The sequence below is a fragment of the Amycolatopsis sp. NPDC049159 genome, assembly GCF_040648295.1.
Taxonomy (GTDB): domain Bacteria; phylum Actinomycetota; class Actinomycetes; order Mycobacteriales; family Pseudonocardiaceae; genus Amycolatopsis; species Amycolatopsis pretoriensis_A.
In genome coordinates, this window is sequence record NZ_JBEZDL010000029.1 from 46,882 (window position 1) to 72,668 (window position 25,787).

The window sequence follows — 25,787 nt, forward strand, 5'->3', positions numbered from 1 at the left end:
CTGGTCCGCGTGCCGTACCTGCCCACCGTCGTGCTCGCCGCGATCGGCCTGCTGCTGCTCGTCGTCCTGCTGGTCCGGACCGTCAAGGTCTTGCGTGCCTTCCGGCGGACCGCAAGCATGGTGGCTGAGAACACCCAGGATCGGACGGGGTTGATCCGCGCCCGGTCGGCCGCGCTGCGCGTCGCTTTCGCGGAGCGCCGCCGGAAACCCGAAAACCAGTAACATCCCTACCAGACGCAGATAGGAGGCCACCATGCTGAACGGATTGCAGCCGTGGCATTTGATCATCTTGGTGCTCGTCGTCGTGCTGCTGTTCGGGGCCAAGAGGCTTCCCGACGCGGCCCGGTCCATCGGCAAGTCCATGAAGATCTTCAAGGCCGAAACCAAGGACCTCACCGGCGACAAGGCCGCGGCGGCCGAAGACGCGGAGCCGGTCGAGACGAAGCAGATCCCGGCCAAGCCCGTCGCACCGGCTTCGACCGACCAGCAGGTCGCCGACCTGCAGCGGCAGCTCGACGAGCTGAAGAAGCAGCAGGCCGCCGACCAGCCGCAGAAGAACGCCAGCTGAGCGGCTGAGCCGCACCCGGTCCCCGGTCCACGGAGCGCGCCCGTCGCGGCGCGCTCCGGCGGACTCCGACGAGAACGGAACAACCCGTGGCGGAATCCGCCTCCGGAAACGGTGACAACCGCCGGTCCAAGCGGCGCAAGCGCAGCCGTCGGACCAACCCCGACGGCACGATGACGCTCATCGAGCACATCTACGAGTTCCGCCGCCGTCTCGGCTTCGCGATGCTCGCGGTCGTGATCGGCGGGATCCTCGGGTTCATCTGGTTCGGCACCAAGGTCGGCCCGATCCCGTCGCTCGGCGACCTCGTCAAGGACCCGTACTGCGCCATCCCGCCGAACCGGCGGCTGGACAGCGCCGAAGGGTGCCGGCTGCTGCAGACCGTGCCGTTCGAGGCCTTCATGACGCAGCTGAAGGTCGGCATCGCCGCCGGCGCCGTGCTCCTCTCGCCGGCCTGGCTGTACCAGCTCTGGGCGTTCATCGCGCCCGGTCTGTACAGCAAGGAGCGCAAGTACGCGCTGACGTTCGTCGGGTTCGCGTCGGTGCTGTTCGCCGCGGGCGCCGTGCTCGCCTACATCCTGTTCCCGCACGCCCTGCAGCTGCTCATGGGCTTCGGGCAGGACGCGTTCGTCACCGCGCTCACCGCGGACAAGTACATCTCGTTCCTGTTGTCGCTGCTGATCATCTTCGGGATCAGTTTCGAGCTCCCGCTGCTGGTGGTGATGCTCAACCGCGTCGGCGTGGTCAAGTACGCGCAGCTGAAGAAGTGGCGGCGCGGCATCGTGTTCGCGCTGTTCGTCTTCGCGGCCTTCGCCACCCCCGGGTCGGACCCGTTCTCCATGCTCGGCCTGGCCGGTGCGCTCACCGTGCTGTTCGAGATCGCCGTGCAGATGGCGCGCTTCCACGACCGCAAGCTCGAAAAGGCCCGCGGTGACGAGGGCTGGGACAAGCTGGCCGACGACGAGGCCGCGCCGTTCGACTACACGCCGAGCACCGTCGACGACGAGCCGTCCACGCCGACCGCTTCCGGCGGCCGGTCGAGCACCGACGACGTCACGTAGTGGGGATCCACGCCGCGCTCGCCGTGCACCCGGCCTCGGGGCACGGCGCCGCCGCCCGGATCGCCGACACGGTCGCGGAGCGGCTGCGGGCCGCCGTCGACCGGCTCGACGTGCTGGTCGCCAACTCCGTCGAGGAGTCCCGCGAGCTGATGCGGACCTCCCACGACGCGGGCCTGGACGTGCTGATCGTCCTCGGCGGTGACGGCGCCGCCCACCAGGGCGTCCAGTTCTGCGCCAACCACGACGTGGCCCTCGGCCTGGTCCCGGCGGGCACCGGCAACGACTTCGCCCGCGCCCTCGGCGTCCCGGCCGAGCCGTTGGCGGCGGTCGACGCGCTGGTGGCGGCCCTGAAATCGGGCGCGCGGCGACGGCTCGACCTCGGCCGGATCGGCGACACCTGGTTCGCGACCGTCCTGTGCGCCGGCTTCGACGCGAGCGTCAACGAACGCGCCAACCGGATGCGCTGGCCGTCCGGGCCCCGCCGCTACGACCTGGCGATCCTGGCCGAGCTGGCGTCCTTCCGCTCCCGCCCGGTTGTCATCGACACCGGCACCGCGCGGATCGAGCTCGACGCGACCCTGGTCGCGATCGGCAACACGCGCTTCTACGGCGGCGGCGTCCCGATCTGCCCGACGGCCGACCCCGAGGACGGCGTCTTCGACGTGACGATCATCGGCCACGCCACCCGCCGCGGCCTGATGCGGATGCTCCCGGGCCTGCGCACGGGCAAGCACGTCACCCACCCGGCGGTCCGCACGCTGCGCGCCCGCTCGGTCGCCCTGACCGGCAACAGCTGGCCCGCGTACGCCGACGGCGAGCCCCAGGGCACGGTCCCGGTGACGGTCAGCTGCGTCCCGGGCGCCCTGACCGTGCTCGCTTAGGGCCAGTTTCTCGTTGATCGCCGCGACGTGCACAGTCGCCTCGTAGCGAACCGCGAGCTTGTCGAACCGCGTGGCCACGCCCCGGTTGATCTCACACTCGAACGCGTGCCGCTGCTTGTAGATCTGCGGATCGAACGTGGGTGGCCGTCCACCGCCGGCACGGGTGATCTTGATCCCGGCCAATACCGCCTCGAACTGCGGCGAATCACCTCGCTGCCCCACGGTCACCAGCAGCGAGAGTGGTTTGTGTCCTTGCTCGGTGGCCAGGTGCAGCTTGGTGGTCCAGCCGCCCGGGTCTGCAACGCCGCCAGGATCAGCGCCCACACACCGGTGCGCTGCCGGCGCCGGAACAGGCCGTAGACGGTTTGCCAGCAGCCGATGCGGGCGGGACGTCACGCCAGGGCGAGCCGACCACGAGGTCCCCGGTGTTCTCGATCTTCTTGGTCGTTGATCGATACAGGCCCTAGCTGTCGTAGCCGCCCGCGCGGGCCACCAGCTGGCGGAAGTGGGCCGGGGTCAGCAGCCGTCCCGTGTCGGCGAAGTACACCCCGCCGCAGCGGTGGCAGAACCAGCCCTGCTCCCACACCTGCTGGGCCGCCGGCACGCCCTTCTGCTGCTTGCGGTGCGCCCGCACGCGGCGGACGTAGAGCCAGACCAGCACGCCCACGGCGAGGTACACCCCGAACGCCGGCAGCGAGAGCACCGCGTAGCCCAGCGCCCGGGCACCCTCCCCGCCGGGCGGCGGGTCGTCGGCCGCCGAGAACGGCAGCAGCAGGAAACAGCCGCCGACCAGCGCCAGCACGATCACGGCCGCCATCAGGCCGCCGCTGCGGCGCGGTGGGGGAAAGGGGTCGAGGGAGCGGGCGACCGCGGTGACCGAGATCCCGCTGACCTGGCTGCGCGTGTAGACGACGCTGTCGCCGGCGGGGACGGCGACCATCGGGCCCTGGCCGCGGTAGAAGGAGTGCCCGCCGTGGTAGACCGCCGGCACGTGCTGCACCTGGTCCAGCTGCCCGCAGCTCGGGCACGGTTCGGTCATCGGGACCTCCTTCCGCCGCTCCGACGCACCCGCCGGCGATCCGGTTCCCGGTGAACATTCATGTGTATAACGCCCTATACCGCGCCGCACGCCACGCCGTCAGTCACGCGGCGTGCGGAACGACAGGGAGGTGTGAAACCCTGACGAGGTGGCCAGTAGCCCTTCTCCGTCCCCGGCCGAGGCCTATGCGGCCTCCTCGCGCCGTGGGAAGTACCCCCAGCTGACGCGCTTCGCCGCGGAGGCGTCCTTCGAGTTCGACGATTTTCAGATCCGGGGGTGCGAAGCCCTCGAAGGCGGCCACGGTGTGCTGGTCTGCGCACCCACCGGGGCGGGCAAGACCGTCGTCGGCGAGTTCGCCGTGCACCTGGCGCTGGCCGAGGGCCGCAAGTGCTTCTACACCACGCCGATCAAGGCGCTGTCGAACCAGAAGTACACCGACCTGGTCGCGCGCCACGGCGCCGACGCCGTCGGCCTGCTGACCGGGGACTCCTCGATCAACGGCAACGCCCAGGTGGTCGTGATGACCACCGAGGTGCTGCGGAACATGCTCTACGCCGGCTCCTCGACGATCACCGACCTCGGTTACGTCGTCATGGACGAGGTCCACTACCTCGCCGACCGGTTCCGCGGCGCGGTCTGGGAAGAGGTGATCCTGCACCTGCCCGAGCACGTCCGCGTGGTCGGGCTGTCGGCGACCGTCAGCAACGCCGAGGAGTTCGGCGAGTGGCTGGTCGAGGTGCGCGGCGACACCGCGGTCGTCGTCGACGAGCACCGGCCGGTGCCGCTGTGGCAGCACATGCTGGTCGGGAACCGGCTGCTGGACCTGTTCGCCGGCGAGGACGTCCACCTGCCCGGCGCCGAGCTGCGGATCAACCCGACCCTGCTGCGCCGCACCGAGGAGATCGGCCGCCAGTACGCGCCGGCCGGGTTCCGCGGGCCACGCGGGCGCCGGGGTGCGCCGTCGCGGATGCCGCGGTTCCGGCCGCCGTCGCGCGTCGAGGTCGTCGAGCAGCTGGACCGGGCCGGGCTGCTGCCGGCGATCGTGTTCATCTTCTCCCGTGCGGGCTGTGACGCCGCGGTGGCGCAGTGCGTGCGGTCCGGGCTGCGGCTGAACGGTCCCGGCGAGGTCGAGGAGATCCGCCGGGTGATCGACGCGCGGACGTCGGAGCTGCCCGAGGGCGATCTGGGCGTGCTCGGCTACTGGGAGTGGCGGGAAGCGCTCGAGCGCGGCATCGCCGGGCACCACGCCGGGCTGCTGCCGGCGTTCAAGGAGACCGTCGAGGAGCTGTTCGTCCGCGGCCTGGTGAAGGTCGTGTTCGCGACCGAGACCTTGGCGCTGGGGATCAACATGCCGGCGCGCACCGTCGTGCTGGAGCGCCTGGTGAAGTACAACGGCGAAGCGCACGTCGACCTGACGCCGGGGGAGTACACGCAGCTGACCGGCCGGGCCGGGCGGCGCGGGATCGACGTCGAGGGCCACGCGGTGGTCGCTTGGCAGCCCGGGGTGGACCCGAAGCAGGTCGCCGGGCTCGCGTCGACCCGGACCTACCCGCTGCGGTCGTCGTTCCGGCCGGGCTACAACATGGCCGTGAACCTGGTCGCGCAGGTCGGCGCGGCCGAGGCGCGGGAGCTGCTGGAGCAGTCCTTCGCGCAGTTCCAGGCCGACCGGTCGGTGGTCGGCACGGCGCGCCGGATCGAGCGGAACAAGGAAGCCCTCAAGGGGTACGCGGCCGCCATCACCGGCGACTTCGACGAGATGCTGGAGTACGTCGAGCTGCGGGCGAAGATCTCGGCGCGGGAGAAGGCGCTGTCGCGGCAGAACACGTCGGCGCGGCGGGCGGGGACCGCGGAGTCGCTGGAGAAGCTGCGCAAGGGGGACGTCATCGCGGTGCCCGCGGGGCGCCGCGCCGGGCTCGCCGTGGTGGTGGACCCGGGGCTGGACCCGATCCGCGAACCGCGTCCGGTCGTGGTGACCGAGGACCGCTGGTCCGGGCCGCTGTCGGTGGCCGACTTCCCGGCGCCGGTCGAGGCGCTGGGGCACATCAAGCTGCCGCGGCACATCGAGCTGCGTTCGCCGAAGACCCGGCGCGACATCGCTTCGACGCTGCGCAACGCCGGGATTTCGTTGCCGGGCAGGCAGAAGCGGCGGTCCGGGGCCAACGAGGACGGCGAGCTGGCGGCGCTGCGGCGGGCCCTGCGCGCCCACCCGGGTCACGGGCTGGCCGAGCGCGAGGCGAACCTGCGCTGGGTCGAGCGGTACCAGCGGCTGACCGCGGAAACCCAGCAGCTGGAACGGAAGGTGGCCGCGACCACGCACTCGCTGGCGCGCGCGTTCGACCGGATCCTGGCGCTGCTGGGTGAGCGCGGGTACCTGGGCCCGGAGTCGGCCGGGGACGGCGAAGACCGCGTCACCGAGCACGGCCGGCGCCTGACCCGGCTCTACAGCGAGTCCGATCTGCTGGCCGCCGAGTGCATCCGGCACGGCGTGTGGCGTGGTCTCGGCCCGGCCGAACTCGCCGCCGTCGTCTCCACGCTGGTGTTCGAGGCGCGCCGGGACACCGCGGGCGAGCCGCGGCTGCCCGGGGGCGCGGTGCCCGAGGCGTGGCAGGAGACGGCGCGGCTGTGGGTCGAGCTGACCGAGGACGAGCGGCGCCACCGGCTCGACCGCACGCGCGAGCCCGACGCCGGGTTCGCGTGGCCGGTCTACCGGTGGGCGCGCGGCGAATCGCTGGAGAAGGTGCTCACGGCGGCCGAGGCGAACGGGCAGGAGCTGTCGGCGGGTGACTTCGTGCGGTGGTCGCGCCAGGTGATCGACCTGCTCGACCAGATCCGGGACGTGCTGGGCAAGGCCGACCCGGTGGGCGCGGCGGCGGCCGACGCGGTGAAGGCGCTGCGCCGTGGTGTCGTGGCCGCGGGCGCCGCGTGAACTCCGTGTTAGGCCTGCTCGGACGGGGCACAACGGTGAGCGTGGGACACGTGTGCTCGGGTCCGACCTGTGGTTGGATCGCTGGGAACACCGTGCGTACGCGGCTTTACGGCGGTTTCGGGGTGGAGAGCCAGTTGAGCGAAGCAGGCGGAGGCAGACGATGAGCACGCCGTATGGCGGCAACGACCCACAGCAGCCCCAGTACGGGCAGCAGCCGGGCGGTGGGTACCCGCCGAGCGGCCCGCAGGAGCAGCCCCAGTGGGGTCAGCAGCAGCCGCCTTCCTACGACCCGAACCAGCAGCAGTGGGGTCAGCCGCAGCAACCCCCGCCCTATGGGCAGCAGCCGGGCGGGTACGGGCAGCAGCAGCCCCCGCAGCAGCCGCAGTGGGGCCAGCAGCCGCCGCCGTACGGGCAGCAGCAGCCGGGTGGTGGGTACCCGCAGAGCGGTCCGCAGGCCCAGCCCCAGTACGGGCAGCAGCCGGGCGGGGCGTACCCGCAGAGCGGGCCCCAGGCGCAGCCGCAGTACGGGCAGCAGCCGGGCCAGTACGACTACGGCCAGCAACAGCAGCAGTACCCCGGCGCGGGCGCGCCGGAGGGCGAGCAGCCGGCGAAGTCCAAGAAGGGCCTGCTGATCGGCATCGTCGCGCTGGTCGTGGTGCTGGCGGTCGTCGGGGTGCTCGGGTTCGTCGCACCGGGGTTCTTCAAGACGCAGGTCTTCAACAACACCCAGATGCAGACCGACGTGCAGAAGCTGCTCACCGAGACGTACAAGATCGACGGCGTCACCGGCGTGACCTGCCCGGCCGAGCAGAAGGTCGAGGACGGCGCGAAGTTCGACTGCACCGCCACGATCGCGGGCAAGCCGCAGCAGGTGCAGATCACGGTCAAGGGTACGGGCGGGAACTACGAGGTTTCCCCGCCCGCCACCAAGTAGTTCGCGAGGAGTCCGGCCGCCGGGGAATTCCGGTGGCCGGACTTCGTCGTTTCCGGAGATGATCCGGGGATGAGCGACTTCGAGATCCGGACGCTGCGCACGGACGAGCACCGCGCCGCGAGCGATCTGTTCCGGGACACCGTGCACGTCCGCCCGGCCTCCGACGCGGAGTGGGAGCGCTCCGGCCTGGCGTACCAGCCCGGTGGGGCGATCGGCGCGTTCGACCCGGAGCTCGTCGGCACGGCCCGGTTCTTCGACGCCGAGCTGACCGTCCCGGGTGGGGCGCGGGTGCCGATGGCCGGCGTCACCGGCGTCGGGGTCCGCGCCGACCGCACCCGCCGTGGCGTGCTGCGCGCGCTGATGGCGGCGCAGCTGGAGGAGTTCGCCGCGCGCGGGGTGGTGTGCGCGAACCTGCTGGCTTCCGAAGCCGCCATCTACGGCCGGTTCGGGTACGGCCTGGCGACGCGGAACCGCACCTACCGCGTCGACCGGTCACGGGCCCGGCTGCGGGCCGACGCCCCGGTCGGCGGCGAGATCGAGCTGCTGGACGCCGATCGGGCCTGGGAGCTCCTGCCCGGTGTCTACGACCGCATCGGGCGCCGGCCGGGGATGATGTCCCGGCCCGAGGTGCTGTGGCGCCTCTACGAGGCCCAGTGTCGGCGCCGCAGCGTGCCGATGAAGGCGGTGGTGCACCACGGTCCCGACGGGCCGGACGGGTTCGCGACCTACTTCGTCGAAGGGCTGGAAGCGCACCCGTGGACGAAGGACCTGGAGGTGCCGGACCTGTTCGCCGCCACGCCCGCCGCGTTCGCCGGGCTGTGGCGGTTCCTGCTCGGCGTGGACCTGGTGGACCGGATCGTCGCCGAGGAGCGGCCGCTCGACGAGCCGATCGAACTGCTGCTGGCCGACCACCGCCTGCTGAGCGACGACCGGATCGGCGACGAGCACTGGGTCCGGCTGGTCGACGTCCCGAAGGCCTTGGCCGCGCGGGAATACGGGGCCGCCGAGCCGGTCGCGGTCGAGGTCACCGATCCGCTGCTGCCGGCCAACAGCGGCACCTACCGGATCACCCCGGACGGCGCCGAGCGCACCGGAGAGCCCGCCGCGCTCCGGCTGGACGTCACCACGCTCGCGATGCTCTACCTCGGCACGTGGAAGGCGTCGGCGCTGGCCGGGGTGGGCCGGATCGAGGTCCGCGACCCCGCCGCGCCGGCCGCCGCGGACGTGCTGTTCGGCACGCGATCGGTGCCGTGGAGCGGCTCCCACTTCTAAAACGGGGTGCCGTGGCCGGGGCCGGGCGGCAAGATCGGCGGCATGACCGCCTTCGACGTCCGCCCCATCACCGAGGACGAGCGCCGCGGTGCGTTCGACCTGCTCGGCCGCTCACTGCACAGCAACCGCGTCAGCGACGAGCTGTGGTCCCGCTTCGGGGTTTCGTGGCCGGCTGCGCACAAGTTCGGCGCGTTCGACGGCGACACCATGATCGGGATCGCCAGTTCCTTCGACACCGATCTCACCGTGCCCGGCGGCCGCGCGCTGCCGGCCGCCGCGGTCGACGGAGTCGGGGTCCGCGCCGACCGCACCCGCCGCGGCGTGCTGACCGAGCTGATGCGCGTCCAGCTGGCCGACGTCGCCGCGCGCGGGCTGCCGCTGGCGATCCTGCACGCGAGCGAGCCGACGATCTACGGCCGCTTCGGCTACGGCTCGGCCGCGCTGGGCAAGACGGTCCGGGTGGCGCGGCCCGCGGCCCGGCTGCACGAGCGCGTCCCGCTGCGGGGCGAGGTCCGGATGCTGACGCCGGACGAGGCCGTATCGGAGATTCCCGGGCTGTACCGGCGGATCGCGCGCCGCCCGGGCACGATCGCCCGCCCGCCGCTGTGGTGGCCGATGATGCACGACCGGCTCACCGGCGCGGACGGCGACCACGTCGTGGCCGTCCACAGTGGACCGGACGGGGACGACGGATTCGTCGTTTACGAGACTGTGAGCCGCCGTTCCCTGGACACGCCGGACGAGGGCGCGGTGCTGCAGGTCCGCGATCTGCACGCCGACGGCCCGGGCGCGCTGGCGGGACTCTGGCGGTTCCTGCTGTCGGTCGACCTGGTTTCCGCGGTGCACGCCCGCCACCGTCCGCTGGACGAGCCGCTGCCGGCGATGCTGGCCGACCACCGGCACGCGGCCACCCTCGCCGTCGAGGACGACCTGTGGCTGCGGCCGGTCGACGTCGAGGCGGCGCTGGCGGCCCGGACGTACCGGGCGGCCGGGCCGGTGGTCCTCGCGGTGACCGACCACTTGCTAGCCGCCAACACCGGCCGCTACGAGATCGGCCCGGACGGCGTCCGGCGGACCGGGGCCGCCGCGGACCTGACCCTCGACGTCGACACCCTCGGCATGCTGTACCTGGGGGAGTGGAGCGTGACGGCCCTGGTGCAGGCGGGCCGCGTCCAGATCGCGGACGCGGCCGCGGTGGCGCGCGCGGACGAGCTGTTCACGACGGTCGCCGCACCCTGGTGCGGCACGTACTTCTAGGGCGTGTCCTGCAAGTGGTTGAGCTGGGCCTCTGGTAGTTGTGCCCGGTGGTTGGTCGCGGTGAGTTGACGGGCAAGGCGTGGGCGGCGATCGAGCCGTTGCCGCCGTAGCAGGGCGGTGGGCGGAGGTGGCGGGATCACCGCCAAGTCATCAACGCGCGGCTGCGGTTGTGGACCAAATGGGACAAGATCCCCGACCGGGTGATCGGCAAAGACGACGCCGTCGGCGACCTCGAATGGATCATCTCGGTCGACTCGAGCGCACCATCGCCGCCATCGTGCTCTTGCTCCGATGACTTACAGGACAGCTCTTAGGCGCCGGGGAGGGCCTTGAGGAGCCGCTCGACCGAGTTGCCGAGGTTCCACCGCTCGGCCAGCTCGGCGACCCGCTCGGGGTCGGCGGGCGCCGCGGGCACGGTGTCGGGGCGGGACTGCTCGACCGGCGCGTCGACCGCGACCCGCACGACGGTGGGCGCGACCGCGAGGTAGTCGGCGGCGTCGGAGAGCCGCAGCCGGGTCTTGAGCGGGACGCGGGAATCCCCGGCCGCCGACGCCTCGAGCAGCGCGTCCAGCGAGCCGAACTGCGTGATCAGCTTGGCCGCGGTCTTCTCGCCGATCCCGGCGACGCCGGGCAGCCCGTCGGAGGGGTCGCCGCGCATCATCGACATGTCCGCGTACGCCGGCCCGGCGGTTTCGAGGGGGAGGCTGTAGCGCTCGGCGATCTCGGCCGGCCCGAGCACCTCGGCCTTGGCCCAGCCCTTGCCGACGTAGATCACCGACGCGGGCGACGGCTCGGTGCGCACCAGCTGGAAGAGGTCGCGGTCGCCGGTGATCACCTCGACCGGGATGGTCTTCTCGCGGGTGGCCAGCGCGCCGATGACGTCATCGGCCTCGTAGCCTGCCGCTTCCGCGGTCGCGAACCCGAAGGCCTCGAGGAGGTCGAGGATGATCGGCACCTGCGGGGTGAGCGTGTCGGGCACCTCTTCGACGTCCGGGCCGCCGCCGGTCTCCTCGGCCACCCGGTGCGCCTTGTAGCTGGGGAGGAGGTCGGTCCGGAACTTCGGCCGCCAGTCCGCGTCCAGGCAGCACACGAGCCGCGCGGGCCGCCGGTCGGTGAGGATCCGCGCGATCGTGTCGGCGAAGCCGCGCACGGCGTTGACCTGCGTCCCGTCCGCGGCGCGCATCGAGTCGGGCAGGGCGAAGAACGAACGGAAGTACAGGCTCGCGGAGTCGAGCAGGGCAAGGGATCCGGTCACCCGCACAGCCTCCCACGCCCGGCGACCACCCGGTGCGCACGACGCACCCCGCCGCCGTGAAACCCGGCAGGGGCACCTTCCTGACCCCCGCGGCCGCGGGGGAGGGGAGTGGTGGTGCACCGGGCCGGGTGATGCACCTCGCGGCCCGGCATGTCGCGGCCCCAGGCCGTCCGGCCGGTGGTGCGGCCCGGCTAGGCTCGCCCTCATGTCGCGCCGATCCCTCCACACGCCAGCCCCCGACGCCGCCGCCCTCCGCGCTCGCCTGGACCGCGCCCGCACCGCCGCGGCCGCCGCCGGCACCGATGCCCTGCTGATCGCGCCCGGCTCCGACCTGCGGTACCTGCTCGGGCAGGCCGGCGGCTCGTTCGAGCGGCTCACCACCCTCGTCGTACCCGCCGACGGCACGCCGGCGCTCGTCGTCCCGAAGCTGGAGGCGCCCGGGTACGCCGACGTCCCCACCGACGAGCTCGGCGTCGAGCTGCTCACCTGGGTGGACGGCGACGACCCGTACAAGCTGGTCGCCGACCGGCTCGGCAAGCCCGGCCGCGTCGCGGTCAGCGACTTCACCCCGGCGCTGCACGTGCTGGCGCTGCGGTCCGCGCTCGGCGAGGCCGAGCAGACGCTGGCCGGCCCGGTCGTGCGCGAGCTGCGGATGCGCAAGGACGCCGCCGAGATCGCGTCGCTGCGGGAGGCCGGCGCCGCGATCGACCGCGTGCACGCCCGCGTCCACGAGTGGCTGCGCCCCGGCCGCACCGAGGCCGAGGTCGGCGCCGACATCGCCGCGGCCATCGTCGAGGAGGGGCACGTCCAGGCGGACTTCGTGATCGTCGGCTCGGGCCCGAACGGCGCCAGCCCGCACCACGACGTCTCCGACCGAGTCATCGAGAAGGGTGACGTCGTGGTCGTCGACATCGGCGGTCCGCTGCCCGCCGGCTACAACTCCGACTCCACCCGCACCTACGCCGTCGGCACGCCCCGCGACGCCGACGTGGCCGAGACGTACGCGGTGCTGCAGCGCGCCCAGGCCGCCGCGGTGGCCGCGGTCAAGCCGGGCGTCACGGCCGAGGCCGTCGACGCCGCCGCGCGCGACGTCATCGCCGAGGCCGGGTTCGGCGAGTACTTCATCCACCGCACCGGCCACGGGATCGGCCTGGACGTGCACGAGGAGCCGTACATCATCGCGGGCAACGCGCTGCCGCTGGAGCCGGGCATGGCCTTCAGCGTCGAGCCGGGCATCTACCAGCCGGACCGCTGGGGTGCCCGGATCGAGGACATCGTCATCGTCACCGAAACCGGCGTCGAGTCGGTCAACAACCAGCCGCACGAGCTCGTCGTGCTGGACGCATGACGGTCGGCGGGCTGGAGCCGCTGGACCAGTCGATCGTCCAGGAACTCGCGGCGGACGGGCGACGCAGCTTCACCGACCTCGCCGAGCGGGTCGGGCTGTCGGTGTCGGCGGTGCACCAGCGGGTGCGCCGCCTCGAGCAGCGCGGGGTCATCCTCGGCTACACCGCGCGGCTCGACGGCGAGCAGATCGGCCTGCCCCTGACGGCGCTGATCTCGCTGACGCCGAACGACCCGGGTGCGCCGGACGACTACCCGCAGCGGATCCAGCACATCAAGGAGATCGAGTCGTGCTACTCGGTGGCCGGCGACGAGTCCTACATCCTGCTGGTGCGCGTCCAGTCGCCGCTGGCGCTGGAGGACCTGCTGCGCCGGATCCGCGAGGCCGCGAAGGTGTCGACGAGGACCACGGTGGTGCTCTCTACGCCGTTCGAGGGACGTTCGCCGACGTTCTGACGCCGGTGGCCCGCCCGGTGACCGGAGCGCTGGTACGGTAAAAGGTATGGCAACACGTAAGGTCACTCTTTCGCTGGACAGCGGCGCGCTGGAATTCGCCGAACGAGCCGCGAAAGCCCACGGAATCTCGGTCTCGTCCTGGCTGTCGAAGGCGGCCAGGCGCGAGGCGGTTCGCACGGGTTACACCCCGCGGAAGCCGGAGCCGGCCGTCGCGGAATCGGACGAGGCCGAGCGCACCGCGGCGGAAAAGGATCTGCGTGCGCAGGGGTGAAGTCTGGACGTACCACCCCCCGACCGAACCGGCCCGGCAGCGCACCGTCGTGCTGCTGTCCTCGGACGGGGTGAACGAGTCCGAGCGCCCCTGGCTGCTCGGCACCGAACTGCTCGAGCGCGACCCGCAGGACATCCTCGGCGTCGCGATCGACGCGCGCTACTGGGTGTCGACGCTCAACCTGACCAGGCTGTACCGGCCTTGGTTCGACGAGCGGATCGCCGAGATCGACCTGGACGTCCAGGAGCGCATCGACATCGCCCTGCGAGCCGCTCTCGATCTTTGAGTGTATAACGCCCTATACCGCCTGGCGAAGTGAAAAGCCGTCCCGGCACCGAACCTGAACACCGGCAGCAGACCGGGGAGGCTCAGCGAGCCACGACCTCCGGGGCCGAGTGCAGTTTCCCGTCGGCACCGGCGAGGCAGGAGGCGTTCCCTTCGCCGGCCGCGATGAACTCCGTGACGCAACCGGCGATCGCGGCGTGCCCGGCGGCGTTGGGGTGGAACGATTCCTGCAGTGCGTGCCCGGCGCGGTCGGCTCGGCCGAGGTCGGCCAGCTGCAGGGTCAGGCGGGTGAACCACTCGGTTGCCGGGTTGGCGCCGCCGCTGCAGGCTTCGTGCTTGACGCCGGCTTTGGCGAGGTCGAGGAAGCGCGCGCCGGTTTGCCGCGCGGCGGCTTTGAGGCCGGAGGACAGGACGCCGATCCCGGTTTGGGAGATCCAGCGGAGGTCTTCGACGCGGAACGGGCAGCCGTTGAGGCTGCGGAGGTCTTCGGGCAGGTCCGGGCCGATGGGTGCGGCGTAGGACTGCAGGACGAGCTGGTAGTCGGCGGGGACGTAGCCGGCTTGGGCGAGGACTTTCTTGACGTCGGAGACGGCGGTCACGACCTTGGGCACCATGGCGTCCACTTTGGACTGCCAGGTCTGCTTGAGCGCTTCGCTGCAGGGCGGGCCGCCGGGGTCGAACCAGGCCTTGAAGCATTCGGTGACCTGGTTGGAGAACTTGGGTTCGTCGTTGGCGCCGACGGCGATGACGACGGCGGCGACGCGGTGGTCCTTGACGAGGGCGGCGAGCTGCTGGGCTTGGGAGCCTTCGGTCCACTGCTTGACGTCGCCGAGCGCGACCTGTTCGGCGGGTGCGCCGGAGCAGCCGAGGTTGATGTGGGCGGTGATGCCGGGGACGGCGATCTTGTCGACGAAGGCGTTGGGCGAGCGGTGGCACCAGTTGCCGCCTTGGCCGTTGGTGGTGGCGGTGTACTGGCCGGCGCCTTCGCCGGAGACGGTGCTGTCGCCCATGGCGACGACGGTGAGCGGGCCGGTCCCGGGTGGTCCTTGGCGGGGTTGGGGTTTGCCGGGTTGGCTTTCGGAGCCGAAGAAGGCGAAGGAGCCGATCAAGAGGGCTACGCAGGCGAGGACCAGGGCCCCCCAGTACCACCGAAGACGTCGCATCGGCGTCGAGTCTACGGTCCGGGTGATCGGCCCGGGGGCGGATGGCGTGCGTGCCCGGTCACTTCGGGAGCCGGGTGGTGGCGAGTGGACGGGGGACCGGGTCAGTGCGGCGCCGGTGGGTTCTCGCACGCGGGGGTGCCGAGGAGCTTCGTCAGGCCCGATCTGCCGCACATTTCCGCGTCTCCACGCGGTGAGGCGGCCGAGTCGCTGCGCTTGGCAGCTACTTTCCTGGGCCGCTACCGCGCGATCCGCCCGGGCGCCGGGATCGACGAGGGGTAACTGCGGGACGGCTCGCTGCCGACGTTCGGCGGCGAAGGCGTTCTAGCCGGCTTGGGTGAGGTCGGTGGTCGCGGCGAGTTCGACGGCGACGTCGGTGATGGTCCGGATCGCGGGGTTGTCGTTGCCGGGTGACCAGACGAGTTCGGTGCGGGCGAGGTCGCCGTCGAGGGGGATGAAGGTGACGCCGGTGCGGCGGAGGCTGTGGGAGGAGCGAGTCAGGCGGGTGACGCCGACGCCGGCGGCGACGAGGCCGAGGAGTCCTTGGACGGTGGTGGCGCGCTGGACGACGTCCGGGGTGAAGCCGGCGGCGATGAAGTCGGCGTCGTAGGTGCGGTGCCAGGGTTCCCAGCTGGTGCGCGGGGTCAGTACCCAGGGCTCGGCCGCGAGGTCCGCGAGCTTCAGTGCGGCGCGGCCGGCGAGGGGGTGGCCGGTGGGCAGGACGGCGCAGACCTCTTCGGTGAGCAGGGTTCGCGAGGTGAGGTCGTCGACCAGGGGCGGGCGGGTGAAGGCGAGGTCGAAGCGGCCGTCCCGGAGGCCGTCGACGAGTTCGGCGATGGGTGCTTCGGTGGTCGTCACGGCGAGGCCGGGGAACCGTTCGCGGACGGCGCGGACGATCGGGGGCAGCAGGTAGTTGGCGGTGGTGGTGAGGAAGGCGAGGCGGGCGGTGCCGATTTCGCCGCGGACGGCCCGGCCGAGGGTGGCGACGGCTTCGTCGGCGCGGGTGAGCACCGCGCGGGCTTCGGGGAGGAACAGGGCGCCGACGGCGGTGAGGCGGGTTCCGCGGGGGTCGCGGTCGAAGAGGCGGGCGCCGAGGGTGCGTTCGAGGACGGTGATCTGCTGGGAGAGCGACTGCTGGGCGATGTGGAGGCCGGCGGCGGCGCGGGTGAAGCTGGTTTCGTCGGCGACGGCGACGAAGTAGCGCAGCTGGCGCAGCTCGGGGGTCACAGGCGCTGACTGTAGCCGTGGCAGGAGACCGGTGTTGGCGCCCCGGTGGTGATCGTCCGCAGGATGGGAGGGGAATCCACTGGGAGGAACGCAGAGATGACGAACACCGACGGCTGCGTCTGGCTGATCACCGGGTGCTCGGCCGGGTTCGGCCGGGAGATCGCGCTGGCCGCGCTGGCGGCGGGTGATCGCGTGCTGGCGACCGCGCGCCGGCCGGAGACGTTGGCGGATCTTCAGGAGCGGGGCGGTGACCGGGTCCGGACGGCGGCGCTGGACGTCACCGACGAGGGGCAGGTCGACGCGGCGGTGAAGACGGCGCTGGCCGCGTTCGGCCGGATCGACGTCGTGGTGAACAACGCGGGCAACGGCTCGGTCGGCGCGGTCGAGGAGCTGACGATGGGCGAGCTGCGCGGGCTGCTGGACGTGATGTTCTTCGGTGCGGTGGCGGTGACGAAGGCGGTGCTGCCGCACCTGCGGGCGCAGGGCAGCGGCACGGTCGTGCAGATCAGTTCGATGGGCGGTCAGCTGTCGATGCCGGGCTTCGGTGCCTATTGCGCGGCGAAGTACGCGCTGGAGGGTATTTCGGGGGCGCTGGCGGCGGAGGTGGCGCCGTTCGGGGTGCGGGTGCTGATCGTCGAGCCGGGCGCGTTCCGCACCGAGTTCGGCGGTGGCCGCATGCACCGCTCCCGCACGATCGACGCGTACGCGGTGTCGACGTCGGGCACGCGGGAGGCGGTGGAGAGCATGGACGGCACCCAGCCGGGCGATCCGGCGAAGGCCGCGGCGGCGATCGTGCGTGCGGTCGGGAGTGCGGACGCGCCGCTGCACCTCGCGCTGGGCGCGGACGCGGTGGAGGCGATCCGGGCGCAGCACGAGGCGCTCGCGGCGGACTTGGCGGCGTGGGAGGACGTCAGCCGGGCCACCGCGCTCGGGTGACCGGGCCCGGCCACATCGCGCCGCCGCAGCGGTGCGATGTGGCGGACCAGTCGCAGCGGGGTGACGTCCTGGGCCACCGCGCTCGGTCAGTCCTGGAGCAGGCCGAGGACGTTGCCGTCGGTGTCGGTGAAGGTCGCGACCAGGCGGCCGTTGCCGACGTCCTTCGGCTCGTCCTTGACCTTCGCGCCGGCGGCGGTGACTTCGGCGAGCTTGGTGGCGATGTCGTCGACGTGCCAGTAGGTGACCGGGCCGGTCATGCCCTGCTGGGCGCCGTTGGGGACGAGGCCGATGTGCTGGCCGGCGGTGTCGTAGCCGACGTAGTAGGGCGCGTCGGCCTGGGGTTCGGTGCCGAGCAGGGCGGTGTAGACGGCCTTGGCCGCGGCCAGGTCGGTGACGGGGTGCAGGACGGTCTTGATCCCCTGGGTGGTCATCGTGGTGCTCCTGGAATCGTCGGGTGCGGTACGTGGTCGACGCTATTCCCGGCTCGTTGACCTGCGCTTCTCGATTCCTGATCGATCAGTCGAGCAGTGCGGTGAGGACGCCGTCGAGGAGGCGGACGCGGCGGTCGGCGATGCGGTGGACCTCGTCGTCGTGGGTCGCGACGATGACCGCGGCTCCCTCGGCGGCGCAGCGGCGCAGCAGGCGCAGGACGCGCGGGGTGGAGCCGGCGTCGAGGTGGGCGGTCGGTTCGTCGGTGAGCAGGACCCGGGGGCGGCCGGCGACCGCGCGGGCGAGTGCCACGCGTTGCTGCTGGCCGAAGGAGACCTCGAGGGGGTAGCGGTCGCCGAGGTCGCCGATGCCCAGTTCGTCCAGGAGTTCGGTGACGCGCGCCTGGATGTCGGCGGCGGCCGGGCGGGGGACGTCGGAGCGCAGCCGCAGGGGAAGTGCGACGTTCTCGGCGATGGTCAGTTCGTTGGCGAGCCCGAGGGCTTGCGGGAGCACGGCGCAGGTGTGCCACGGGGGCGCGCCGGTGATGGGGACGCCGTCGAGCAGGACGCAGCCGGAGTCGGGGGAGTCGAAGCCGCACAGCAGGGCCAGCAGTGCGCTCTTGCCCGAGCCGGAGCGGCCGGAGACGGTCACGAGTTCGCCGGCGCCGACGCGCAGTTCGAGGCCGCGCAGCACTTCGATGTCGCCGCTGGGGTGGGTGAAGCTGCGGCGCAGGCCCTTGGCTTCCACGAGGGTCATGGCAGCGGTTCCCGTTCTTCGATGCCTTCGAGCGAGCCCTTGTGCAGCCGGGCCACTCGCGCGCCGAGGTCGATGAGGCGGTCGTCGTGGGAGGCGACCAGGACGGCGAAGTCCTGGTCCACCAGGTACCGCAGGGTGTCGAGCACGAGGTCGGCCGAGGCTTCGTCCAGTTGGGACGTCGGTTCGTCGGCGAGGATCACGGTGGAGCGGGCGGCGAGGACGCAGCCGAAGGCGAGCCGTTGCTGCTGGCCGCCGGAGAGTGCGGAGATCTTCCAGTCGCCGGTGCCGTGCAGGCCCAGCTGGCCGAGGATGTCGTCGGGGTTGCAGTCGGTGCCGGCGGCTTCGGCGGCGGCGCGGAGGTTTTCGGCGACGGAGAGGTAGCCGAGGAGGTTGTCGGCGGGGTTCTGGAACACGAGGCCGAGGTGGTGGCGGCGCAGTGCGCGGCGTTCGCGGTGCTTGAGCTTGCGGACGTCGGCGCCCTGGAAGGTCAGGGTGCCGCGGGCGGGTTGTTCGAACAGGCCCAGTACGCGCAGCAGCGTGGACTTGCCGGAGCCGGACGGTCCGGCGAGGACGGTCATCCCGCGGGCGGGGACGTCGATGCTGACGTCGTCGACGCCGGTGACGATCCCGGCGGGGGTCTGGTAGTCCACGCCGATGCCGCGCAGGGAGAAGATCGGTTTTTCAGGCACGGATCAGCTCCGCGGTCCGGGCGGTGCGCACCGAGCGCACCGCGATCCAGCCGGCCAGCGCGACGACGGCCACGCCGATGACGACGACGGTCAGCACGAAGGGCAGCGGGTCGGGTAGTTCGGAGCGGGGTGCGAGGAAGGTCGCGGGGTCGAACCGGGGGACCGACAGGCCGGCCACGGAGATCCCGCAGACGACGCCGACGACGATCGCGAGCCCGCTCAGCGCGCCCAGTTCCATGAGGTGGCTGGCGAGCAGGGTCCGTGGCCGCATGCCCATGCGCAGGACCAGCGCGCCGGCGAGGGCGTTCTGGCGTCGCCGGACTTCGACCGCGACCAGGAGGGCCAGGATGGCGACGATGCCGAGGACCGCGCCGAGCAGCGCGACGAAGGAGAACGTCCAGGACACGACGAAGAACGGCAGGCCGTCGAGCGCGGTTTCGCGACTGATGCGGTTCGGGATGAACACGCCCGCGGAGCGCAGTGCGCTGGTCGCCTCGGCCATCGGGGCCGTGGTCAGCACGCTCCACTTCGGGACGCTGTCGAGCTGCGCGTGGCTGAGCACCGTGCGGGAGACGACGTAGCCGGGTGAGGTGCCGATCATCGGGAACACCGGCAGGTCGCCGGCGGGGACGGCGTCGGGGAGCCCGTCGGGCAGCTGGGTGGTCTGCCTGGCGGTGTGGCCGACGCGGATGACCGGGGTGCCGCGCGGGTCGGGCTGGGAGATCTTGCGCAGCAGCTCGTCCAGGTCGGCGGTCGGGATCCGGTCGGCGGCGGCGCCGCGGGCGAAGGTGGCGGGGTCGACGACGAGCACGACGCTGCCGGTGCCGGTCAGCTCGCCCACGACGGTGCTGGTGCCCGCGAGCGATGCGGGCATGGCGACGTCGCCCATGCCGATCGGGCTGTCGGTGTCGAGGCGGGCGTTGCTGCCGACGAAGACCGCCGACTTGGTGTCGAGCGCCTCTTCCTGCCCGTTGGCGATGCCGATCCCGGTGGCGAGGGTGCCCACGGCGAGGGTGCCGATCACGAGCACGCCCGTCACGGGTGCGCGGGCGCCGGCCAGCCGGCGGATCGCCAGCTGCAGCGCCGGGCGTGACCAGAGCCGGGCGCGGTGGGAGGCGTGCAGGGCCAGCCACGCCAGCCGGGCGGTCAGCAGGCCCACGGTGAGCACCACGAACACCGGGTAGGTCAGTGCCAGCGGATCCACCTGGGGTAATGGATTTCCGAGCCGGGATCCGCTGCCGTAGTGGGCGAGCCGGTTCCAGCCGAGCCAGGCCATGCCCGCCGTCGCGAGCTCCCACGGGAAGTACGCCAGCAGCCGGGCCCGGTTGCCCTTGCGCCGTACCCGGCCGAGTTCGAACTCGCGGTGGACGCGGACGGCGACGACGAGGGCCAGCAGCGCCAGCGAGAGCACCAGCGTTCCTGCCGCGACGCCGCCGGCCTGCAGTTCGGCGGCCGGGTCCGGGGCGCCCGGCGGGCCGTAGACGCCGAGCAGCAGCCTGGCCGCGACGGTGCCGGCGGCGCCGCCGGCGAAGATCGGCAGGCCGAGTTCGGCGACGGCGAGCCCGCCGAGGGCGGCCGGGCCGCTGCCGCGGGCGGAGAGCAGCCGCAGCTGGGCGTGGCGGCGCTGGTACCACTGCAGGGCGACGGTGCCGAGGCCGGCGCAGCCGACCAGGACGCTGATCAGCGCGAGCGGCAGGATCGAGACGAACACGTTGTCCTGGGCCTGGCGGGCGATCTGCACCGAGCGTTCGAACGTCGGGACGTCGGCGGCGACGAGGTCGCCGCGGCCCTGGGCGGTCAGGTCGGCGCGGACGTCGGTGACGAGGTCGTGGGAGCGTTGCAGGAGGTCTTCGGCGCCGCTGAGAGTGGTGGGCGGCGGCTCGTAGAACGAGATGTGGAAGTACTGCATCCGGGGCAGGCCGATGGCCTTGACCGCGCTGTCGAACGTCTTCTGGTCGGTGGCGAAGGCGATCGAGTCGATCGGGTCGTTGACCAGCCGGTCGATGACCGCGCCGGACTGCTGCGAGCACCAGAACCGCGGCGGCGGGTCGAGCAGGTCGCCGTAGATGCCGGTCACCGGCGGCAGCGGGATGCCCTGGAGGCTGGGTTTCGCGCCGAGGCCGATGTGCTCGGCGTCGGCGACGACGTTGCCCAGCCACAGCCCGGGTGCGCGGCTGCCCTGCTGCAGGGTCAGGTTGTCCAGCCCGGCCTGGTCGCGGTAGGCGAGGCGGATCTTGTAGTGCGGGTCGCCGTTGAACTCGGTGCCGGGCAGCACGGTCGTGTAGGCGCCGACGACCGGGGCGGCGAAGCCGTGCGCCGGGGCGTGCCGCCGGACGGCCTGGGTGAGGGCCGGGATGTCCTGGACGGCGATGTTGCCCTTGCCGAAGACCGGGCCGTAGCTGTCGGGGCAGGTGATCCCGGTCTGGTAGGTCACCGCCGCGCCGCCGGCCGCGGAGGCCTGCAGGACCGCGGCGGTGCCGAGGAAGCAGGCGAGCAGTGAAGTCACCGCGGCCACGATGAGCGTCAGCGGGCTGGAGAGCGCGGCCTTCGGGGCCGCCCGCCACGGCTTGGTCACTCTGCGTTGTCCAATCTTCCCCCACATCACCCGCATGGACGCGCACGCTACCGGGACTTCCGAGGTGTTGGAACGTTTTTGTCACGATCGTTAATCGCGGGACATGGTCACGCTGGGCTCCGATCATGCGGGAAAGGGACTTTTCCGGCCCGGCCCAACCCCGGCGGCCATCCGGCCGGTTTAGTGGTCTAGACCTTGACGCCAGGATTGGTCTGATCCAATCCTGAAGGCGTTCCCCCGTGCACCGCCGCGGCACGGTCCCCGCCGGCTCTGGAGCGCAGATGCGTCGACGCAGATCCTTTCCCCGTATGTCCGTTTTCCTGGCCGCACTGGCGGTTTCGACCGGTTCGCTGGTCACCGCCGCCGGCACCGCCCAGGCCGCCACGCCGCTGCCCACGCACGTGTTCGCGCCCTACTTCGAAGCCTGGACGGGGGAGAGCCCGGCCGCGCTGGCCCAGCAGTCCGGGGCCAAGCACCTCACCATGGCGTTCATCCAGGCCGCCACCAAGGGCTCCTGCACCGTCTACTGGAACGGTGACACCGGGATGCCGATCGCGAACTCGACCTTCGGCTCCGACATCGCCACGATCCGCTCCCGCGGCGGCGACGTCATCCCCTCCTTCGGCGGCTACACCGCCGACAACACCGGCACCGAGATCGCCGACAGCTGCACCAGCGTCGACTCCATCGCCGCGGCCTACGAGTCGGTGATCACCACCTACGACGTCCCGCGGCTCGACATGGACATCGAGGACAACTCGCTGACCAACTCCGCCGGCATCGACCGCCGCAACAAGGCCATCAAGAAGGTCCAGGACTGGGCCGCCGCCAGTGGCCGCTCCCTGCAGATCTCCTACACCCTGCCCACCACCACCCGCGGGCTCGCCGACAGCGGACTGGCCGTGCTGCGCAACGCCGTCTCCAACGGCGCCCGCGTCGACGTGGTCAACCTGATGACCTTCGACTACTACGACAACGCCGCCCACCAGATGGCCACCGACACCCAGACCGCCGCCACCGGCCTGGTCTCCCAGCTCGCCGCGCTCTACCCGGGCAAGACGCAGGCGCAGCTGTGGGCGAGCGTCGGGGTCACCGAGATGATCGGCGTCGACGACTTCGGCCCCGCCGAGACCTTCACCACCGCCGACGCCGCCACCGTCTACAACTGGGCCGTCTCCAAGGGCATCAACGAAATCTCCTTCTGGGCGCTGCAGCGCGACAACGGCAGCTGCCCCGGCGGTGCCGCCGCGGACAACTGCTCCGGCATCGCCCAGGACACCTGGTTCTTCAGCCACGCCTTCGAACCCTTCACCGGCGGCACCTCCGTACCCGGCAACGACTTCTCCGTCACCGCGAACCCGGCCTCGGCCGCCCTCGACCCCGGCAAGTCCGCCACCGCCACGATCGGCACCGCGGTGACGTCGGGCTCCGCGCAGCAGGTCGCGCTGTCGGTCACCGGCGCACCCGCCGGCGTCACGGCGTCGGTCAGCCCGGGCACGGTGACCGCGGGCGGCACCGCGACGCTGTCGGTGAGCACCACGACCGCGGCCGTCCCCGGCGTCTACCCGCTGACCGTCACCGGCGCCGCCACCTCCGGCAGCCACAGCACCACCTTCACCCTCACGGTCAACGGCACCCCGCCCGCCGGCGGCGTCGTCAACGGCGGCTTCGAATCCGGTGCGCTGAGCCCGTGGAGCGCCGCCGGCGACGCCATCGTCGCCACCCCGGCCCACTCGGGCACGAAGGCACTGCAGGTCGTGCCGACGGCCTCGGCCACCGGCGAGGCCGCGCAGAACGTCACCCTCGCCCCCAACCACGCCTACACGCTCAAGGCGTGGGTCCAGGGCAGCTACGCCTACGTCGGCGTCCGCGGCGGGGCCAGCGCGAGCACGTGGACCTCGAGCAGCGGCTGGACCCAGCTGTCGGTGCCCTTCACCACCGGCGCGTCGGGCGTGGTGACGGTCTACGTCCACGGCTGGTACGGCCAAAGTGCCCTCTACGCGGACGACTTCAGCATCAGCTGAGGCGTTCGGCGGTGGCCCGGTTGCGCAAAGCGGAGGTTGGCCGGGCCGCCGCGGGGCGAAAGACTCGCGAGAGGACCTTTCGCCCCGCCAGGAGGACTCGATGCCGCACATCCCGCTCGACCCGGCCCTGCCCGGGATCTCCGCGCTCTTCGCCTACCGGCCGGAGACCGCGGCGCCGCTCGGGCAGCTGGCCGAGGTGCTGCTGCGCGGGCCGAACTCCCTCACCGTCGGCGAACGCGAGCTGATCGCGGCCGTCGTGTCCAACGGCAACGAGTGCCGCTTCTGCACCGGCAGCCACGCCGCCGCGGCCGCCGAGACCCTCGAAGGCGGCCGCGCGGTGGTCGACGCCGCGTGCGGCGGGATCGACGACGCCCCCGTCTCGGCGAAGATCAAGGCACTGCTGTGGATCGCCCTCGCCGTCCGCGAAACCGGGCGTGCGGTCACCGGCGAGCTCGTCGCCGCCGCCCGCGCCGAGGGCGCCACCGACGTCGAAATCCACGACACCGTGCTGATCGCGGCGTCGTTCTGCCTGTTCAACCGGTACGTCGACGGCCTCGGCACGATCGCCCCCGACGACCAGGCCGTCTACGACCAGATCGGCAAGCGCCTGGCCACCGACGGCTACGCCGGCCTAGGGAACTAGCACCACGCGGCCCGGGCGGGTCCACGCCCGGGCCGCGTCCTGCAGCGCCACGCGCGCGTAGTCGACCGTGAGGGCACCGGTCATCGCGTGCCCCACCACCGTCAGGAGTGCCTCACGGCGCTGGTCGCCGCTCAGCTCGTTGTTCGTGTACCCCCGGATGCGCAGCGACCGGCTGCGCAGCACGGCCGAGGACACCGGGCACTGCTCACCCGCCGAGCTGCCGAGGTTGACCAGGCGCCCGCCCGGGCGCAGCGCGTGCAGCGCCGCCGCGGCCGGGAGCCCCCACACCGGATCGAGCACGAGGTCCACCGGCGGCCCGGCGCCGAACCGCCGGGCCAGGGTCTCGACGTCGTCGCCGGGTTCGAGCCGCACGGTGGCGTCCGCGCCGAGCCGCCGGGCCCCCTCCAGCGCCGCGTCCGAGCGCGCGCACGCGATGACGTGCCCGGCCCCGGCCACCCGGGCCAGCTGCACCGCCGACTGGCCGACGACCCCGCCGGCCCCGAGCACCAGCACGGTCTCACCCGCGGCGAGCTCACCGGTCGCGGTCAGGCATCGCCACGCCGCCACCGCCGACAGCCCGAGCGCCGCCACCAGCGCGTGGTCCGCCCCGGCCGGCAAGACGACCACGTCCGCGGACGCCACCACGGCGTGCTCGGCCATGCTGCCGTCGCCGGGGAGCATGCCCGCGGCCGTGGCGAACCAGACCGGCGTGCCCGCCGGGTGCATCGGCGCCGGTCGCGTCAGGACCCCGACCCCCTGCACCCCCGGCACGTAGGGCGTCGCCGGGCGCCCGAAGTAGGACGTGCCGGACGCGCAGAGCAGGTCCAGCGGCGTGATCGGGGCCGCGGTGACGCTGACCGCGACCCCGCCCGGGCCGGGTTCGGGCTCCGGCCGGTCGGTCACCACGGGTGGCTCGCCCGCCTCGCGGATCTCCGCGGCGATCACACGGGCTGCAGGACGAAGTCGTACCGGGCCTCGAGCCACGGCTCGGCGCAGTGCCCGCCGTCGGGGGTGGGCCCGGGCTCGCGCGGTTCGAAGGTGACGACCAGCTCCTGCTTGGTGCCGAACACGACGTCGCTGTCGAGGTATTCGGCGCCTTCCTGGAACAGGTGCGTGATCAGCGGTTCGTAGCCGGCCGCGTTGATCAGGAAGTGCACGTGGGCGGGCCGGAAGTGGCTGATGTCGGTGCCGCCGATCAGCTCGCCGACCGGGCCGTCCATCGGGATCGAATAGCCCTTGGGCGCGATCGTGCGCAGGCAGTAGGCCCCGTCGGCGCGGCTGGTGTACTTCGCGCGCAGCCGGGCCTCGTCGATGCCGGGGATCTGCGACTCGTACGCGCCTTCCTCGTCGGCCTGCCAGACGTCGAGGACCGCGCCGGCGACGGGGGAGCCGTCCAGCCCGGTGACGGTGCCGGTGACGTAGAGCGGCGTGCCGGGCAGGCCGTCGGACATGTCGCCGCCGAACTCCTTCTCCGGGGAGCCGTCGATGTGGAACGGGCCCAGCACCGTGGCCGGGGTCGCCTTCGCGTCGAAGGCGTGGTTCATCTGCACCACCAGCATGCTCAGGCCGAGCACGTCGGAGGCGAGGATGAACTCCTCCCGCTTCTCGTCGCTGATCTGCCCGGTTTCGGTGAGCCACCGCATCGCGGCCATCCACTCGGTCTCGCTCAGCCGCACTTCGCGGGCGAAGGCGTGCAGGTGGCGCACGAGTGCGGAGAGCAGCTCCGCCGTGCGCGGGTCGTGCGCGCTCGCCCAGCGCGCCGCGGCGAGCTCGGTGATGTTGTCTTCGGTGACGAGCTGCAT

The 25,787-nt window shown here is 72.4% G+C and carries 25 protein-coding genes; 15 read left to right on the forward strand and 10 right to left on the reverse strand.

Going from position 1 to position 25,787, the window contains the following annotated elements; all coding sequences use genetic code 11:
• Positions 1-9: 9 nt before the first annotated feature.
• The 4 genes from AB0B33_RS40355 (at position 10) to AB0B33_RS40370 (ending at position 2,507) form a co-directional block, all read left to right on the forward strand.
• Complete coding sequence (locus AB0B33_RS40355) at positions 10-222, forward strand: bacteriophage holin (RefSeq protein WP_360782022.1); 213 nt, start codon at positions 10-12, stop codon at positions 220-222.
• A gap of 31 nt (positions 223-253) precedes the next feature.
• The gene (gene tatA / locus AB0B33_RS40360; protein WP_360781920.1) at positions 254-568 is read left to right on the forward strand and encodes a Sec-independent protein translocase subunit TatA; all 315 of its coding nucleotides are present in this window, start codon (positions 254-256) and stop codon (positions 566-568) included.
• A gap of 86 nt (positions 569-654) precedes the next feature.
• The gene (gene tatC / locus AB0B33_RS40365; protein WP_360781922.1) at positions 655-1,626 is read left to right on the forward strand and encodes a twin-arginine translocase subunit TatC; all 972 of its coding nucleotides are present in this window, start codon (positions 655-657) and stop codon (positions 1,624-1,626) included.
• Entirely contained in the window at positions 1,626-2,507 is an 882-nt protein-coding gene (locus AB0B33_RS40370; RefSeq protein WP_360781924.1) for a YegS/Rv2252/BmrU family lipid kinase, read from the forward strand. Before tatC ends, AB0B33_RS40370 begins: the two co-directional genes overlap by 1 nt.
• Before the next feature lie 463 nt (positions 2,508-2,970).
• On the opposite strand, the gene AB0B33_RS40375 is transcribed toward AB0B33_RS40370, so the two are convergent.
• Positions 2,971-3,546 (reverse strand): hypothetical protein, encoded by a 576-nt coding sequence (locus AB0B33_RS40375; protein WP_360781926.1) that lies wholly within the window; start codon positions 3,544-3,546, stop codon positions 2,971-2,973.
• Positions 3,547-3,694: 148 nt separating this feature from the next.
• Here AB0B33_RS40375 and AB0B33_RS40380 point away from each other — a divergent pair, with 148 nt between their 5' ends.
• The 4 genes from AB0B33_RS40380 (at position 3,695) to AB0B33_RS40395 (ending at position 9,935) form a co-directional block, all read left to right on the forward strand.
• Positions 3,695-6,472 carry a DEAD/DEAH box helicase gene (locus AB0B33_RS40380; RefSeq protein ID WP_360781928.1) on the forward strand — a complete coding sequence of 926 codons (2,778 nt, stop codon included), beginning with the start codon at positions 3,695-3,697 and terminating at the stop codon, positions 6,470-6,472.
• 160 nt (positions 6,473-6,632) lie between these two features.
• A complete protein-coding gene (locus AB0B33_RS40385) occupies positions 6,633-7,406 on the forward strand; it encodes a DUF4333 domain-containing protein (RefSeq protein ID WP_360781930.1) in 774 nt (257 codons plus the stop codon).
• 69 nt (positions 7,407-7,475) lie between these two features.
• Positions 7,476-8,678, forward strand: coding sequence for a GNAT family N-acetyltransferase (locus AB0B33_RS40390; RefSeq protein WP_360781932.1), 1,203 nt, complete (start codon positions 7,476-7,478; stop codon positions 8,676-8,678).
• A gap of 42 nt (positions 8,679-8,720) precedes the next feature.
• Positions 8,721-9,935 (forward strand): GNAT family N-acetyltransferase, encoded by a 1,215-nt coding sequence (locus AB0B33_RS40395; protein WP_360781934.1) that lies wholly within the window; start codon positions 8,721-8,723, stop codon positions 9,933-9,935.
• 310 nt (positions 9,936-10,245) lie between these two features.
• On the opposite strand, the gene AB0B33_RS40400 is transcribed toward AB0B33_RS40395, so the two are convergent.
• Positions 10,246-11,190 (reverse strand): 5'-3' exonuclease, encoded by a 945-nt coding sequence (locus AB0B33_RS40400; RefSeq protein WP_360781936.1) that lies wholly within the window; start codon positions 11,188-11,190, stop codon positions 10,246-10,248.
• Positions 11,191-11,395: 205 nt separating this feature from the next.
• Here AB0B33_RS40400 and AB0B33_RS40405 point away from each other — a divergent pair, with 205 nt between their 5' ends.
• From AB0B33_RS40405 to AB0B33_RS40420, 4 genes are read left to right on the forward strand one after another with little or no spacing between them, the layout of a single operon-like run.
• Positions 11,396-12,538 (forward strand): Xaa-Pro peptidase family protein, encoded by a 1,143-nt coding sequence (locus AB0B33_RS40405; protein ID WP_360781938.1) that lies wholly within the window; start codon positions 11,396-11,398, stop codon positions 12,536-12,538.
• Positions 12,535-12,990, forward strand: coding sequence for an Lrp/AsnC family transcriptional regulator (locus AB0B33_RS40410; protein WP_247023285.1), 456 nt, complete (start codon positions 12,535-12,537; stop codon positions 12,988-12,990). Before AB0B33_RS40405 ends, AB0B33_RS40410 begins: the two co-directional genes overlap by 4 nt.
• A 46-nt stretch (positions 12,991-13,036) precedes the next feature.
• Positions 13,037-13,261 carry a hypothetical protein gene (locus AB0B33_RS40415; protein ID WP_086858801.1) on the forward strand — a complete coding sequence of 75 codons (225 nt, stop codon included), beginning with the start codon at positions 13,037-13,039 and terminating at the stop codon, positions 13,259-13,261.
• Positions 13,248-13,547, forward strand: coding sequence for a hypothetical protein (locus tag AB0B33_RS40420; protein WP_247023286.1), 300 nt, complete (start codon positions 13,248-13,250; stop codon positions 13,545-13,547). Before AB0B33_RS40415 ends, AB0B33_RS40420 begins: the two co-directional genes overlap by 14 nt.
• Before the next feature lie 82 nt (positions 13,548-13,629).
• On the opposite strand, the gene AB0B33_RS40425 is transcribed toward AB0B33_RS40420, so the two are convergent.
• Together AB0B33_RS40425 and AB0B33_RS40430 are read right to left on the reverse strand one after the other, a co-directional pair.
• Entirely contained in the window at positions 13,630-14,709 is a 1,080-nt protein-coding gene (locus AB0B33_RS40425; protein WP_360781940.1) for a GDSL-type esterase/lipase family protein, read from the reverse strand.
• A 321-nt stretch (positions 14,710-15,030) separates the two neighbouring features.
• The gene (locus tag AB0B33_RS40430; protein ID WP_360781942.1) at positions 15,031-15,933 is read right to left on the reverse strand and encodes a LysR family transcriptional regulator; all 903 of its coding nucleotides are present in this window, start codon (positions 15,931-15,933) and stop codon (positions 15,031-15,033) included.
• A gap of 96 nt (positions 15,934-16,029) precedes the next feature.
• Between AB0B33_RS40430 and AB0B33_RS40435 the strand changes: the two genes are divergently transcribed.
• Complete coding sequence (locus AB0B33_RS40435; protein ID WP_360781944.1) at positions 16,030-16,869, forward strand: oxidoreductase; 840 nt, start codon at positions 16,030-16,032, stop codon at positions 16,867-16,869.
• Positions 16,870-16,955: 86 nt separating this feature from the next.
• Here the strand turns inward: AB0B33_RS40435 and AB0B33_RS40440 are convergent, their stop codons facing one another.
• From AB0B33_RS40440 to AB0B33_RS40455, 4 genes are all read right to left on the reverse strand, one after another.
• Positions 16,956-17,300: a VOC family protein gene (locus AB0B33_RS40440; protein WP_360781946.1), complete on the reverse strand. Its 345-nt coding sequence runs from the start codon at positions 17,298-17,300 to the stop codon at positions 16,956-16,958.
• 85 nt (positions 17,301-17,385) lie between these two features.
• Positions 17,386-18,054, reverse strand: a complete 669-nt coding sequence (locus tag AB0B33_RS40445; RefSeq protein ID WP_360781948.1) for an ATP-binding cassette domain-containing protein — start codon at positions 18,052-18,054, stop codon at positions 17,386-17,388.
• The gene (locus AB0B33_RS40450; protein WP_360781950.1) at positions 18,051-18,743 is read right to left on the reverse strand and encodes an ATP-binding cassette domain-containing protein; all 693 of its coding nucleotides are present in this window, start codon (positions 18,741-18,743) and stop codon (positions 18,051-18,053) included. The genes AB0B33_RS40445 and AB0B33_RS40450 overlap by 4 nt, the downstream gene beginning before the upstream one ends.
• On the reverse strand, positions 18,736-21,318 hold the full coding sequence (locus AB0B33_RS40455; protein ID WP_360781952.1) for an FtsX-like permease family protein: 2,583 nt from the start codon (positions 21,316-21,318) through the stop codon (positions 18,736-18,738). The genes AB0B33_RS40450 and AB0B33_RS40455 overlap by 8 nt, the downstream gene beginning before the upstream one ends.
• A 308-nt stretch (positions 21,319-21,626) precedes the next feature.
• On the opposite strand from AB0B33_RS40455, the gene AB0B33_RS40460 reads away from it, so the two are divergent.
• Positions 21,627-23,342: a glycosyl hydrolase family 18 protein gene (locus AB0B33_RS40460; protein ID WP_360781955.1), complete on the forward strand. Its 1,716-nt coding sequence runs from the start codon at positions 21,627-21,629 to the stop codon at positions 23,340-23,342.
• A gap of 100 nt (positions 23,343-23,442) precedes the next feature.
• Positions 23,443-23,985 (forward strand): carboxymuconolactone decarboxylase family protein, encoded by a 543-nt coding sequence (locus AB0B33_RS40465; protein WP_247023295.1) that lies wholly within the window; start codon positions 23,443-23,445, stop codon positions 23,983-23,985.
• Here the strand turns inward: AB0B33_RS40465 and AB0B33_RS40470 are convergent.
• Together AB0B33_RS40470 and AB0B33_RS40475 are read right to left on the reverse strand one after the other, a co-directional pair.
• The gene (locus tag AB0B33_RS40470) at positions 23,974-24,930 is read right to left on the reverse strand and encodes a zinc-binding alcohol dehydrogenase family protein (RefSeq protein WP_360781957.1); all 957 of its coding nucleotides are present in this window, start codon (positions 24,928-24,930) and stop codon (positions 23,974-23,976) included. The two genes, AB0B33_RS40465 and AB0B33_RS40470, sit on opposite strands and share 12 nt — an antisense overlap.
• Positions 24,927-25,787, reverse strand: a complete 861-nt coding sequence (locus AB0B33_RS40475) for a dioxygenase (protein ID WP_360781959.1) — start codon at positions 25,785-25,787, stop codon at positions 24,927-24,929. Before AB0B33_RS40475 ends, AB0B33_RS40470 begins: the two co-directional genes overlap by 4 nt.